The sequence below is a fragment of the Micromonospora sp. DT201 genome (assembly GCF_049841575.1).
In the GTDB taxonomy this organism is placed as follows: Bacteria; Actinomycetota; Actinomycetes; order Mycobacteriales; family Micromonosporaceae; genus Micromonospora.
This window is the reverse complement of sequence record NZ_JBNCKP010000019.1, coordinates 127,219-142,693: the sequence shown is the minus strand read 5'-3', so window position 1 is coordinate 142,693 and position 15,475 is coordinate 127,219. Positions and strand designations below refer to the sequence as shown.

Sequence of the window (15,475 nt, the reverse complement as noted above, 5' to 3'; positions counted from 1 at the left end):
AAGGGTTTCGTCAGCTCTCAGTGGCGGCGATCAAGCTCTTGGGCCGCATGTCGGTCCAGTTCTTTTCGACGTAGTCGAGGCAGTCCTGGCGGTCGGCCTCGCCGTGCACGACCTCCCAGCCGTCGGGTACGTCGATGAAGACCGGCCACAGCGAGTGCTGGCCCTCGTCGTTGACGAGCACGAGGTAACGGCCTTCGGGGTCTTCGAACGGGTTGGTCATCACTGTCGCCTTTCGGTAGGGGTGTCGCCGCGCCGGGAGCGGGGCTTCAGCGCGGGTCGGGTGCGGGCGGGTGGGGTGTCGCCGATGGCCACGGCCAGGCCGGCGACTGTGGGCGCGTCGAACAGCGCCCGGATGGGCACCTCGACGCCGAGTTCGGTGCGCAGGCGGGCGATGAGCCGCGTGGCGAGCAGCGAGTGGCCGCCCAGGTCGAAGAAGCTGTCGTCGACGCCCACGCCGGTGACGCCGAGCACCTCCTCGAAGGCGACGCAGAGTTTCCGTTCACGGTCGGTGGCCGGAGCGCGGCGGGCGGTCGCCGTGGCACGGAAGTCGGGCGTGGGCAGGGCCTTGCGGTCGAGTTTGCCGTTCACGGTCAGCGGCAGCCGGTCGAGCACGACCACCGCCGCGGGAACCATGTGGGCGGGCAGGATCCGCGCCGCGGCGGCCCGCACCTCGTCGGCCGTCACGGTCTCTCCTGCGGCCGGCACGGCGTAGCCGAGGATGCGGTCGTCGCGGACCACCGCGGCGGCCTGGACCACCGACGGCATCGCGGCGATCGCGGCCTCGATCTCGCCAAGTTCGATGCGGTAGCCGCGCACCTTCACCTGCAGGTCGGTGCGGCCGAGGTAGACGAGTTCGCCGTCGGGTCGCTGCTTGACGAGGTCACCGGTGCGATACATGCGGCCGCCTCCGAACGGGTCCGCGACGAACCTGGTGGCGGTCAGGCCGGGCCGGTTGAGGTAGCCGCGGGCGAGACCGGCGCCGGCGACGTACAGCTCGCCGGGCACGCCGGGTGGCACCGGGTGGAGGTGCCGGTCGAGCACGTAGGTGGCCAGGTCGGGGATCGGAACGCCGATCGGGCTCTCGGCCGCGGGCGAGGCGAGCCGGTGGCCGGTCAGCGGCGCGTACGTGACGTGGACCGTGGTCTCGGTGATGCCGTACATGTTGACCAGCCGCAGCCCAGGGGCCGACCAGCCGCGCAGCCGGGTGACGTCGAGGGCCTCGCCGCCGAAGACGACCGTGCGCAGCCGCAGACCCGCTGCCACGCCCGGCCGGCGCCGCGCCTCCTCGATGAGCTGGTAGAAGGCCGACGGGGTCTGGTTGAGCACCGTCACCGCTTCGCGCACCAGCAGGTCGAAGAACGCGGCCGGCGTTCGGGCCACGTCGCCGGGCACGAGCACGAGCCGGCCGCCGTGCAGCAGCGGGCCCCACAGCTCCCAGACCGAGAAGTCGAAGGCGTACGAGTGGAAGAGGGTCCACACGTCGTCAGCGCCGAACCCGAACCACTGCTCGGTGCGCCCGAACAGCCGGACGACGTTGTGGTGGGTGACGGTCACGCCCTTGGGGCGGCCCGTGGAGCCGGAGGTGTAGATGACGTAGGCGGGATGCTCGGGCAGCACGGCGACGCCGAGGTCGGAGCCGTCCTCACCGGAGGCGTCCAATGGGCTGTCGACGACCACGAGCGGACGGGCATCGGCGATCATCGCCGCCCTGCGGTCGGCCGGGTAGTCGGGGTCGATCGGCAGGTAGGCGCCACCGGCCTTGAGCACCGCCAGGAGGGTGACGATCAGATCGGTTGTACGGGGCAGTGCGACCGCGACCAGCGACTCGGGGCCGACGCCGCGGCGGACGAGGAGGCGGGCCAGGCGGTTCGCCCGGACATTCAGTTCCCCGTAGGAGAGCCGCTCGTCTCCGGCGACGAGTGCCGTCGCTGCCGGGGTGGCCGCCGCGCGCTCCTCGAACAGACGGTGCAGGGCGACCGACCGTACGGGTTCGGGCGTGGCCGGGGCGGCCGGTGGCGGGACGACCGCGCCGATGTGGTGCAGCGGGCCGCCGTGGTCGAGGGCGGTGACCATGCGGGCGGCCGCGGCGACGAACATGGCGCGCAGCGGCTCGGGGTCGGCCGACTGCACCGTGACCGTGAAGTCGTCGCCCAGGTCGTCGACCATGACCGTGATCGGGTAGCTGGTGCGTTCATAGACGCTGCGCACCTCGACGCCGTCGAGGGCGGCGCTGACGCTGCCCGGGGTGCTGTGTCGGTAGTTGAGCAGGGTGGTGAACAGCGGGCTGATCGGGGCGGCCCGCTGGGCCACGGCCAGGGGCGCGTGCTCGTGCCATTGCAGGTCGGCGAGTTGCCGCCGCATCTCGGCCACGGCCTCGGCCGCCGTCACTGTGCGGGTGTCCAGGCGTACGGGCAGGGTGTTGATGAACAGGCCGGGGGTGCGCTCGCCGCCGCTCAGGCCCATGCGCCCGAACAGGACGGTGCCGAAGACGACGTCGTCGCGGCCGGCGATGACGGCCAGTACCCGGGCCCAGACGGCGTGGAACAGTGTGGCGGGGCTGACCCCGTGCCGGTGGGCCGTCTCGCGAATCGCCGCGGACAGTTCGGCGGGCAGCGTCTCGGACGATTCGGCGATGCCGGAGCCGTCGCCCTGGACGTTCAGCAGGCCGTACGGGGCGGTCGGTTCCTCGACGTCGCCGAGCAGCGTGCGGAAGTGTTTCTCGTGCTCGTCCTCGCCGACGCCCAGTCGGGCGCGGGCCACGAAGTCGCGGAACGGCACCGGCTCGGGCAGCTCGCCGGCCGTTCCGTCGAGGAAGGCGCGCACCTCGCCGAGCAGCACGTCGAGGGCGGTGTGGTCCTGCACGATGTGGTGGATCCGCACGAGGGCTCGGTCACCGGTGACGTGGACGCGCACGAGCGGCGGCTGGCTCAGGTCGATCGGGTCCGACGGTTCGTCTCCGTAGGTGACGGGGATTATCGCCCGCTCGTGCACCACCTGGACGGGTTCGCGGAAGCTGCGGATCGAGGTGCGCAGGATCTCGTGCCGATCCACGACCTGTTTCAGGGCGGCCACGAAGGCGTCGAGGCGTTGGCGCGAGTCGAAGGCGAGTTCGACCGGCAGGACGTAGACGTCGTTCTCCCGGTTCATCAGGTGGTGGAAGTACATGCCTTCTTGCAGCGGTGCGAGGGGGTAGACGTCGACCACGTCGTCGGGCAGCAGGGCCACCTCGTCGGCGGTGAGGTCGACCAGCGGGAACATCTCGGGCGTCAACGGGCGGGACAGCGGGCGGCGCGGCGGGACCGGAACCTCGGCGCGACCGGCACTCGCGGCCAGGCTGGCCGGGGTCGGGTGGAGGAAAAGGGTGCGGACGTCGACGGCGATCTGCCGGTCCCGGAGCCGCTCGACCAGGGCGACCGCAAGCAGGGAGTGGCCGCCCAGGGCAAAGAAGTCGTCGTCCAGGCCGACCCGGTCGAGGCCGAGGACGGCGGCGAAGACCTCGCACACGATCTGCTCGCGGGTGCCGCGTGGCGCCCGATCGGTGACGGCCGCGGCGTAGTCCGGGGCGGGCAGGGCGCGACGGTCGACCTTGCCGTTGACCGTGAGCGGCAGCTCGGTCAGGGCAACGACGGCGGCGGGGACCATGTAGTCGGGCAGGGTGCGGGCTACGTAGGCGCGCAGGTCGGCGGCGTCGACCGGGGGCACGACGTAGGCGACCAGTTGCTGGGCATGAACGGTGACCGCGACCTCACGGACGGACGGGTGTTTGGCGACCGTGGCCTCAACCTCGCCCAGCTCGATGCGGTAGCCGCGCACCTTCACCTGGTCGTCGGTGCGGCCCAGGAACTCCAGCACACCGTCCGGGCGCCACGTCGCAAGGTCGCCGGTGCGATACATCCGGCCACCTCCGCCGAACGGGCACGCCACGAACCGCTCCGCCGTCAGCGCCGGACGGCCGAGATAACCACGCGCCAGACCCGCGCCCGCGACGTACAACTCCCCCGCCACACCGGGCGGAACCGGACGCAGCGCAGCATCCAACACGTACACCCGGGTGTTCCACATCGGGCGGCCGATCGGCACGACGCCCTCGCCAGGGCCGTCGACCGTGAAGTCGGTACACGCCACCGTCGTCTCGGTCGGGCCGTAGCTGTTGACCACCGACACCCCGGCGGGGAGCTGGTCATAGCGCAGCGCCTCGCCACCCACCATGAGCAGCTTCTCCGGAATGTCGGACAAAGCAGCCAGATGACCGGGCGTGACTTTCAAGAACGCCGTCCGCCGCTCCTCGGTCACCACCCGGCCACCCGCGACCAAGGCACCAAACACCGACGTCACCGTCGTGTCGAACCCCACCGACGAATGGAACCGGGCCTCATCAGCCAGCCCCGGGTAAACGGCCCGAGCCCTCGCCAAATAGTTGACGACACCCGCATGCCGGATCACGACACCCTTGGGACGACCGGTCGAACCCGAGGTGTAGATGACATAGGCCGGATGCTCCGGCGACACCCGCACGCCGAGGTCATGGTCGGGCCCGTCCGGCACGACCACCTCGTCGATGACGATGTGCGGGCGCGCCTCGTCCAGGATGCGCTCGGCTGGCTGGGCCGGGTCCAACGGCAGATACGCCCCACCGGCCTTGAGCACCGCCAGCAGCCCCACGACCAACTCCGGCGACCGGGGCAGTCGCACGGCGACGATCGACTCCGGGCCGACGCCCTCGCTCACCAGGTGCCGGGCCAGCCGGTTCGCCCGCGAGTTGAGCTCCCGATACGACAGGTCGTCGACCGCGAGAGCCTCCGGGGTCGCCGCCGCCTGCGCCTCGACCATGCCGTGCAGGGTGGTCTCGCCAACCTGGCGGGCGGTGTCGTTCCAGCCGTACACGATCTGGTCGTGTTCGGCCGGCGACAGTAGGTCGAGGCCGTCCACGGGCCGGTCCGGGTCGGCCACCACGGCGTCGAGCACGCGCGTCAGCCGGTCGGCGACCTCTTGCGCCGAGGCTGCGTCGAACAGATCGGTCGCGTACGTGACCCGGCCGTCCAGTCCACCGCCGGGCACCTCGGCGAACTCGAAGGACAGGTCGAACCGCGACGTCACCGGACCGACCTGCTCCAGCGGGATGGGCGACACCCGCACCCCGGGCAGGTCGAGCACCGGCGCCGGCTGGTTGCGAACCGACAGCAGCACCTGCACGAGCGGGTGGCGGGCGGTCGACCGGGACGGCGCCAACTCCTCGACGAGGCGCTCGAACGGAACGTCCTGGTTGGCGTACGCGGAAAGCACTGTCTCGCGCACCCGATCGAGCACTGTCGCGAAGGTGGGCCGCCCGGTCAGGTCGGTGCGCACGACGAGCGTGTTGACGAAGAAGCCGACCAGGTCGTCGAGGGCCTCGTCGGTGCGCCCGGCGATCGGCGTGCCGACCGCGATGTCGGTGCCGGCCCCGAGCCGCGACAGCAGCACCGCCAGCGCGCCCTGCAACGCCATGTAGAGCGTGACGCCCCGGGCACGGCACAGTTCGGTGAGGCGCCCGTGCTGGTCGGCGTTCACATGCAGCCGCAGGATTCCGCCCCGGTGCGAGGTGATGGCGGGCCGCGGCCGGGCGAGCGGCAGGGTCAGCTGCTCGGGCAGCCCGTCGAGTTCCTTGCGCCAGTACTCCAGTTGGCCGTCGACGGGCAGGTTGTGCTGCCACAGGGCGTAGTCCGCGTACTGCACCGGCAGCGGCGCCCGGTCCGGCTCGTGGCCGGCGAGGCGGGCCCGGTAGGCGTCGGACAGGTCGCGGGCGAGCGGCCCCATCGACCAGCCATCCCCGGCGATGTGGTGCAGCACCAACACCAGCACGGTCTCGTCGCCGTCACCGCGCAAGAGCCACGCCCGCAGCGGCAGATCGTGCGCGAGGTCGAACGGCTTGCCGATCGCGTCGGTGATAGCGGAATCGTCGAGCGCGGCGACCACAATCCGGACGGCCGGTTCCAGGATCCGCTGACTGGCGGGCCCGTCGACGACCGTACGCAGCACCTCATGCCGGGCTACGACATCGTTCAGGGCGGCTTCGAGGGCACTCTCGTCCAGGGAGCCGGTGAGGCGCAGGACGATCGGCATGTGGTAGGCCGCGCTCGTCTCGTCCAGGCGGTGCAGGAACCAGAGCCGCTGCTGCGCGTGCGACAGCGGGACGACCTCCGGCCGGGGCCGGGCCGTCAGCGGCGGGCGGGACGCACCCGCCCCGCTGATCCGGGCGGACAGCCCAGCCACGGTGGGCGCCTCGAAGACGTCGCGGATCGGCACCTCCACGCCCAGCATCGCGCGCAGCCGACTGACCAGGCGGGTGGCGAGTAGCGAATGCCCGCCGAGTGCGAAGAAGTCGTCGTCCAGGCCGACGCGTTCGGTGCCGAGCACCTGCGCGAAGGCCTGACACAGCAGCTCTTCGCGGGCGTTGGCCGGTGCCCGGTAGGCGGTGGCAGCGGCGAACGACGGCTTGGGCAGCGCCCGCCGGTCGAGCTTGCCGTTGACGGTGAGGGGCAGCGCGTCCAGGCCCACCACCGTGGCCGGGATCATGTACTCGGGCAGCGTCGCGCGCAGCGCGCCGATCAGCTCGGCATCGTCGACCGGGGGTGCCACGTAGGCGACGATCCGCTGGTCGTCCACGGCTGCCGCGGCCTGGCGCACGCCGGGCTGGGCGGCCAGCGCGGCCTCGATCTCGCCCAGCTCGACGCGGAACCCGCGCACCTTCACCTGGTCGTCGGTGCGACCCAGATATTCGAGGTTGCCGTCGGCGCCCCAGCGGGCCAGGTCGCCGGTGCGATACATGCGGCCGCGCCCGAACGGGCAGGCCACGAACCGTTCTGCGGTCAGCGCGGCCCGGCCGAGATAACCGCGGGCCAGCTGCACGCCGGCCAGGTAGAGCTCGCCGGGCACACCGGCCGGGACGGGCCGCAGCCGGGCGTCAAGCACGTAGGCGCGAGTGTTCCAGACCGGACGGCCGATCGGGATCACCGCGGGTCGTTCGCCGGGGTCGGCGGTCCACGCGGTGACGTCGACGGACGCTTCGGTCGGGCCGTAGAGGTTGTGCAGCGACGCGGGCAGCAGCGTGCGGAAACGATCGTGCAGGTCGGCCGGCAGCGCCTCGCCGGAGCAGAAGACCTGACGCAAACCCCGGCACGCCGCGGCGGCCGGCTCGTGCAGGAACTCCCGCAGCATCGACGGCACGAAGTGGGAGACGGTCACCCCCTCACGAACGATGAGGTCAGCCAGGTAGGCGGGGTCGCGGTGCCCGCCGGGCCGCGCGACCACCAGGGTGGCGCCCTCGATCAGGGGCCAGAAGAACTCCCAGACCGACACGTCGAAGCCGTACGGGGTCTTCTGCAGCACCCGGTCGGCGGCGGTCAGCCCGTAGGTGGCCTGCATCCAGGCGAGCCGGTTGACGATGCCGCGGTGGTCGATGACCACGCCCTTGGGGCGGCCGGTGGAACCGGAGGTGTAGATGACGTAGGCCGGGTTCTCTGGCAACACGCCAGCGGCCAGATTGCTGTCGTCCATCATGGACGCGTCGACGAGTCCGTCGACGACCACGGCGGGGGCGGCGTCAGCGAGCATCGCCGCGATCCGCTCGGCCGGGTGGTCCGGATCGACCGGCAGGTAGGCAGCACCGGTCTTTAGCACGGCCAGCAGCGTGACGACCAAATCGACCGACCGCTCGAGCACGACCGCGACGACGCGCTCGGGGCCGGCGCCCTGCGCGGCGAGCAGGCGGGCCAGGCGGTTGGCCCGCTCGTTCAGCTCCCGATAGGTGACCGGTTGCCCGTCGAAGATGACCGCGACCGCGTCGGGCCGGGCGGCCGCCCGTTCCTCGAACAGGTGCGACAGCGTACGGCCGGGAACCTCGACGGTTGTGTCGTTCCACTCGTGCAGCACCAGCGCGCGCTCGGCCTCGTCGAGCACGTCGAGGTCGCCGGTAGCCCGGCCCTCAAGCCGAGCCACGACACCGTCCGCGGCCTTCGCGACCATCACGCCCAGCGGAGCCGCCACGGCGCTCTGGACGCCGATGGTGAAGCCGTCCCCGGTGTCGTCCACCGACAGGGTGAGCGGATAGTTCGTGCCGCCGCCCCGCTCCACGATCTCCACGCCGGCGAGGCCGTGGCGGTCGTCGCCGGTGGCCGCGCCGGCGTGGCGGTAGTTGAGGATCGCGGTGAACAGCGGCGCGGGCGGCGTGACCCCGCTGGCTTGCTGGGCAACGGCGAGCGGCGCGTGCTCGTGCGCCATCAGCGCGGCGAGCTGGTCGCGCATCGCGGTCACCGCAGCGGCGATGTCACCATCGGCGCGCATGCGTACGGGCAGGGTGTTGACGAACGGTCCGGGCACCCGGTCGGCACCCGCCCCGGCCTGCAGGCGGCCGAGCAGCACGGTGCCGAAGACGACGTCGTCGCGGCCGGAGACAGCGGCGAGCACCTGCCCCCAGACGACGTGGAAGAGCGTGGCCGGGCTGACCGAGCGCAGTCGGGCCTGTTCGCGCAGCCGAGCGGCCAGCCCAGCGTCGAGGGCGAGACTGTCGTGGTGAAGGCCGGCCGGGTCGACGCTGGTGTCGGTCAGGCCGAACGGGGCGGTCGGCTCGGTGACGTCGCCGAGCAGGGCGGCGAAGTGGTGGCGGTGCTCGTCCCGGGAGACCCGCAGCCGGGTCTGCGCGACGAAGGTGCGGAACGGCAGCGGCTCGGGCAGCCGGTCGGCTTCGCCGTCGAGGAAGGCGCGCACCTCGGCCAGGACGGTGTCGAGCCCGGTGCGGTCTAGGACGAGGTGGTGGATCCGCAGCTGGGCGACCACCCGGCCGGTCCTCGACTCGTCGATCGCCTGCACGCGGATCAGCGGCGCCCGGCCGAGGTCCATCCCGGTTTCGGCGCTGAGGTGGGCTTCGCGCTGCACCACCTGCATCGGCTCGGGCAGGCTCTCCCACACGATCGCAGTGCGCAGGATGTCGTGCCGGTCGATGACCCGTTGCAGGGCCGCGGCGAAGGCGTCGAACCGGGCCCTGCTGTCGAAGGCCAGCGTCACCGGGATGACGTAGACGTCGTCGCGGCCGCCGCCCATCAGGTGGTGGAAGAAGATGCCTTCCTGCAGCGGGGCGAGCGGATAGATGTCCGCGATGTTGGCCGCGCCGCCGGGAATGTGGGCGGCGATCCGGTCGAGGTCGGCGGTGTTCAGGCCGGCCAGCGGGACCATCTCGGGGGTGATGCGCTCGGCGTCGGCCGGGATGAGGGTCGGCGGTACGTCGATGTCGCCCTGGCCGGCCGCGGCGGCCAGGCCGGCCGGCGTCGGAGTGGTGAAGAGGGTGCGGATGTCGACCGCGACGCCGCGCGTGCGCAGGCGTTCGACAAGCCGCACGGCCAGCAGAGAATGGCCGCCCAGCTCGAAGAAGTTGTCGTCGACGCCGATGACGTCGTGGTCGAGGACCTCGGCGAACACCTGGCAGAGCAGTTCCTCGGCCGGTGTGGCGGGCGCCCGGCTGGCGGCGGTGGCTGCGAACTGCGGAACGGGCAGAGCCTTGCGGTCGAGCTTGCCGTGAACGGTGAGCGGCAGCGCGTCGAGCCCGACCACCGCGACGGGCACCATGTGGGCGGGCAGAATGCTTCCCACGTGCGCGATCACCTCAGCCGGGTCGACGGCCGGGACCACGTACGCGACGAGGTTCTGCCCCTGCACGACGACGGCGGCCTGGCGCACGCCGGGGTGCCCGGCGACAGCGTCCTCGACTTCACCCAGCTCGATGCGGAAGCCGCGGACCTTGACCTGCGCGTCGGCCCGCCCCAGGAACTCGAGGCGGCCAGCGTCGTCCCAGCGGACGAGGTCGCCGGTGCGGTACATCCGCTCCCCCGGGCCGCCGAACGGGTCGGCCACGAACCGTTCCGCGGTCAGTCCCGGACGACCCCCATAGCCGCGCGCCAGGCCGTCACCCGCGACGTAGAGTTCGCCCGGCGCCCCCGGCGGCACCGGCCGCAGACGCGAATCCAACACATACACCCGGGTGTCGGCGATCGGGCGCCCGATCGGCACCCCGGACGCCGTCTCGTCGGCGCGCACCTCGTGAGCGGTGACGATGACCGTGGTCTCAGTCGGTCCGTATGCGTTGAGCAGGCGCACCCCGGGCAGGGCGGCCAGCGCGCGGCGGGCCCGCGGCCCCGACAGCGTGTCGCCGCCGGCCAGGACGGTGCGCAGCCCGGTCAGGGCCGCCGCGTCGGTGTCGACGATCTCGTGGAACAGCCCGGTCGGCAGCAGCGCCGTGGTGACGCCCGCGTCGGCGATCCACGCGCGCAGCGCGGCGCCGTCGAGCACCCGCTGCGGAGCGAGCGCCAGAGCCGCGCCGTTCAGCAGCGCGCCCCAGATCTCGAACACCGCGGCGTCGAACGACACCGAGGACAGCTGGCCGACGACGTCGCGTGGGCCGATCGTCACGTAGTCGGTGTCCCGCGCAAGCCGGGCGACGCCCCGGTGCGCCACGGTGACTCCCTTGGGCCGCCCGGACGAGCCAGAGGTGTAGATGACGTAGGCGGGGTGGTCGGGCCGCACGTCGACGCCGGGGTTGCCGTCGTCCTCGTCGCCCAGTTCGGGCACCGCGTCGATCACCACTGTCGGTCTCGCGTCGTCGAGCAGGTAGTCGATGCGGGCCTGCGGATAGCCGGGGTCGATCGGCAGGTAGGCGCCACCGGCCTTGACGATCGCGAGCAGGCTGACGACCAGGTCGGCCGAGCGGGGCAGCAGCACGGCCACCACGGTCTCCGGGCCCACACCCTGGGCGATCAGGCGGTGGGCCAGCCGGTTCGCCCGGGCATTCAGTTCCCCGTACGACATCCGCCCGGCCGGCCAGACGAGGGCGGTCGCGTCGGGCGTCGCGGCCGCGTGCCGCTCGACCATGGCGGGCAGGACGGCCGGCGGCACGTTGCGGCGGGTCCCCTGCCCGGCGGCGACCAGCTCGGCGCGTTCGGCGGCGGTGACCACGTCAGCGCTGTCCAGCGGCGTGCCCGCGACCACTGCCGCGACGACGGTGTGCAGCATCGCGCAGAGCTTCTCGGCGTCGGCGGGTCGGGTCGCCTGGACGGTGAACGCGAAGTCGTCGCCGTAGTCGTCGACGGTCACCGCGATCGGATAGTTGGTGCGCTCCTCGGCGCGCAGCACCTCGACGCCGTCGAGGGCAAGGCCATCGCGGGTGCTGTGCCGAAAGTTGAACAAGGTCGTGAACAGCGGGGCTACGCCGGCGGTGCGCTGGGCGAGGGCCAGCGGGGTGTGCTCGTGCACCTGCAGGTCGGTCAGCTGTCGTTGCAGGTTTTCGAGGGAGGCGGTGCGCGTGTCGACGCGTACCGGAAGGGTGTTGATGAAAAGGCCGGGGGTCCGCTCGCCGCCGCCGGCGCCACTCCGCCCGAACAGGACCGTGCCGAAGACGACGTCGTCGTGTCCGGTGATCGCCGCCAGCACGCGCGCCCACACGGCGTGGAACACCGCGGCGGGGCTGACCCGATGCTTGCGCGCGACACCTCGTATGTGCGCGGACAGGTCGGCGTCCAGGGGCAGTGAGGCCTCATCGAGGCCGGTCCCGTCACCCTGGACATCGAGCAGCCCGTACGGCGCGGTCGGCTCGGTCACGTCGCTGAGCAGCGCCGCGAAGTGTCTCTCGTGCGCCTCCTCCGAAACGCCCAATCGCGCCCGGGCCACGAAGTCACGGAACGGAACGGGCTCAGGCAGCTCGGCGGCGGTCCCGGCGAGGACGGCGCGCACCTCGCCGAGCAGTACGTCGAGGGCGGTGTGGTCCTGCACGATGTGGTGGATCCGCATCAGCGCCCGGTCTCCGGTGACGTGGACGCGCAGCAGCGGTGCCCGGCTCAGGTCGATCGAGGCGGGCGGCTCACCGCCGTAGGTGACCGGCACGATCGCCCGCTCATGCACCACCTGCACCGGGCGGCGGAAGCCCTGGCTGTGGATCGAGGTGCGCAGGATCTCGTGCCGGTCGACCACCTGCTGCAACGCCGCGAGGAAGCCGTCAAGTCGGGCCGACGAGTCGAACCGCAGCTCGGCCGAGAGGACGTAGACATCGTTGTCCGGGTTGATCAGGTGATGGAAGTAGATGCCCTCCTGCAGCGAGGAGAGGGGGTAGACGTCCACGATGTCGGCGGGCAGCAGCGCCACCTCTTCGGCGCTCAAATCCACAAGCGGAAACATGTCCGCCGTCAACGGACGGGACAACTGACGACGCGCAGGCACCGCCACGTCGGCGCGAGCCGTGCTTGCCGCCAGGCCGGCCGGAGTCGGGTGCAGGAACAGCGTGCGCACGTCGACCGCGACCTGCCGCCCACGGAGCCGTTCGACCAACGGGACGGCCAGCAGCGAATGGCCGCCGAGCTCGAAGAAGTTGTCGTCCACGCCGACCCGTTCCAGACCAAGCACGTCGGCGAAGACTTCGCACACGATCTGCTCACGCACGCTGCGGGGGGCACGCGCGGTGACGGCCGCGGTGAAGTCGGGGGCGGGCAGGGCGTGGCGATCGACCTTGCCGTTGATCGTCAGCGGCAACGCGTCCAGAGCGACGATCGCGCCGGGGACCATGTAGGAGGGCAGGATGCCGGCGGCGTGCTCGCGCAGGTCGGCCGGGTCCACCGATGGCACCACATAGGCCACCAGTTGCTGGCCGTGCACACCAACCGCCACCTGGCGCACGGACGGGTGCGTGGCCAGCGCGGCCTCGACCTCACCCAGCTCGATCCGGTAGCCGCGGACCTTTGTCTGGTCGTCGGTGCGGCCCAGGAACTCCAGAACTCCGTCCGGGCACCACTTCGCAAGGTCGCCGGTGCGATACATCCGGCCGCCTTCGCCGAACGGGCACGCCACGAACCTCTCCGCCGTCAACGCCGGGCGGCCGAGATAGCCGCGAGCCAGGCCCGCGCCCGCGACGTACAGCTCGCCCGGCACACCGGCTGGGACGGGTTGCAGTGCGGCGTCCAGAACGTAGACGCGGGTGTTCCACATCGGGCGGCCGATCGGCACCACCCCGCCGTTCGGGCCGTCGACCGTGAAGTCGGTGCAGGCCACGGTCGTCTCGGTCGGACCGTAGCTGTTGATTACCGGCACACCGGCCGGCACCTGGTCGTAACGCAGAACCTCACCACCGACTATCAGCAGCTTGCCCGGCGCTTCGGACAGAGCACTCAGGTGGCTCGGCGTGACCTTGAGGAAGGCGGTCGTGCGCTCGTCGGTGACAACCCGACCACCGGAAACCAGTGCCCCGAACACCGACGTGACAGTGGTGTCGAACCCGATCGATGAGTGGAACCGCACGTCGTCGGAGAGGCCGGGATAAACCTCGCTCGCCCGGGCCAGGTAATTCACCACACCAGCGTGGCGGATCACCACACCCTTGGGGCGGCCGGTCGAGCCGGACGTGTAGATGACGTAGGCCGGATGTTCGGGTAGCACACGTATGTCGAGGTTGTGGTCCGGGCCGTCGGGCACGGCGACATCGTCGATCACCGTGACGGGCCGGGCCTCCTCGATCAGCAGCGCGATCCTTCCCGGCGGATAGTCCGGGTCGATCGGCAGGTAGGCGCCGCCCGCCTTGAGGACCGCCAGCAGCGCCACGACCAGTTCCGGCGACCGCGGCAAACTGACCCCGACGATCGACTCCGGCCCGACACCGTCGGCCACCAACTGACGCGCCAACCGGTTCGCCCGCGCATTGAGTTCCGCGTACGACATGCCATCGACAGCAAGCGCGTCAGGCGACGCCGTCACCTGTGCCTCGACCATTTCCGCGAGGGACGCCGGCGGAACGTCGTGGGCCGTGTCGTTCCATGCGTGCAGAATCAGGTCACGCTCGCCGTCCGCCAGGAGCGTAAACTGGCTGATCGGCCGCTTCGGGTCATTCCTCTCCAGCCAGGCCAGAGCCGTCCGGAAATCACGCGTCAGCCGCCTTGTCGACGACTCGTCGTAGAGCTCAGGATTGACATCGGCGACAAGGCGCAGCGCACCATCCGACGCTCGCCGGTAGATGGATATTGATGCGTCGTCGAAGTGCAACCCGGCCACGTTGTGGGCGTCGGTGCGGGCTGCTCCGAGGCGGAAGTCGTAGTCGAATTCCATGACGTTGACGAGCAGCGGATAAAGACCGTGCCGGCTGCCCACCGGCCGGTCGCGCACCATATCCTCGTAGCGGTAACGCTGGTGCCTCAGCGCGCTGCGGACGACCCGCGAGGTTTGCCGCACCAACTCGGCCGCCGTGTCACCGGGGGCGACCGCGAGGCGGATCGGCAGCACGTTGGCCATCATGCCCGGCGTGCCTCGCTGGAGATTGCCCGTACGCGCGACGACCGGAAGCCCGACCACGACGTCGCGGGCCCCGGTCGAGCGGTGCAGCAGCAGCGCCGCCGCTGCTACCGCCAGCACGGTCAGCGCGGTGCCGTGACGGCGCGCCGCGGCCCGTAGCTCGCCCGCCTCCGCAGGCGGCAGCTCGTCGGTGTGCCGCGCGAGGCGGTCCGGAAACGGGACCATCCGCCGGCCGCTCAAGCTCTTCGGTTCCGGCGCTCCGACCAGTGCTCTCGACCAAAACTCGCGGTCGGCTTCGAACGCGTCCGAGCTGCGGTAGGCGGCGTCCGCCTCGGCCAGGACACGCATCGAGGGCGGTGCCAGCAGGTCCGGCTCGACACCCGCGAGCAGCGCCGAGTAAAGGTCGGCGACACGGGCAGCCACAATGGCTCCGCCGAACCCGTCGCCGATGATGTGGTGGGTGCGCTGATACCAGTAGTGATGGTCGGCTCCGACCGTCAGGAGCGCCAGCGTAAACAGCGGCCCATCATCCAGACCGGCGGCACGGACCACGTCGGCGCGCATCCACGCCTGCGCAGCGGCCTCGGGGTCCGCTTCGCCGGTCAGGTCGACAAGCACCGGCGACCAGCCGGCAGGTGGCTCGAACCGCTGGCGCGGCCGCCCCAACTCGTCCACGTCGAACCGAAGGTGAAAGGCGTCGACCTCAGCGACCACCCGGCGCAGCGCATCCTGGAAGGTGCCGACGTTCAAATCGCCGCGGATTTCAATGCATTCGGCGATGTGATACAAATTACTTTCGGGGCGCATTTGCTGGGCATGCCAGATCCCGAGCTGACCGGCCATAAGCTCGAAATTGCGGTCTGGCATGCAACTCTCCTCGGCGACACGAGACGGAGCCACCATCCTTCTAGCGGTCAGCTGGAACTCCACAGACGAAAGATGAACACTAGGAAAACGGGCGTCGGCCCCGCCCGCTTACGTTCCTGGATATTTAGCTGCTGGTTATCGCCTCCAGTTTCGCCTCCTCGTGAATAGTTCGAGGCATCAATACTTGATTGCCGCCCGGCGAGGACGCTTCGCCCTCCGACCACAGCTCGCCACCGTCGGTTCGAGTCATGTCCGCCGTCTCGGTCACACCCTCCTATGACCGCCGCGCCCGTCGAATACCACTGCGATACCCGGC

At 71.2% G+C, this 15,475-nt stretch carries 2 protein-coding genes; both read right to left on the bottom strand.

From position 1 onward, the window contains the following. Positions 1 to 10: 10 nt before the first annotated feature. Positions 11 to 220: an MbtH family protein gene (locus ACLQ28_RS26665; protein WP_425689005.1), complete on the bottom strand. Its 210-nt coding sequence runs from the start codon at positions 218 to 220 to the stop codon at positions 11 to 13. Then, a complete protein-coding gene (locus ACLQ28_RS26660) occupies positions 220 to 15,159 on the bottom strand; it encodes an amino acid adenylation domain-containing protein (RefSeq protein WP_425689004.1) in 14,940 nt (4,979 codons plus the stop codon). The genes ACLQ28_RS26665 and ACLQ28_RS26660 overlap by 1 nt, the downstream gene beginning before the upstream one ends. Positions 15,160 to 15,475: the final 316 nt, after the last annotated feature.

What these genes read in the sequence shown, in the direction of transcription:
- ACLQ28_RS26665 (WP_425689005.1), bottom strand. Translation starts at nt 220, where the DNA reads ATGACCAACCCGTTCGAAGACCCCGAAGGCCGTTACCTCGTGCTCGTC.
- ACLQ28_RS26660 (WP_425689004.1), bottom strand. Translation starts at nt 15,159, where the DNA reads ATGCCAGACCGCAATTTCGAGCTTATGGCCGGTCAGCTCGGGATCTGG.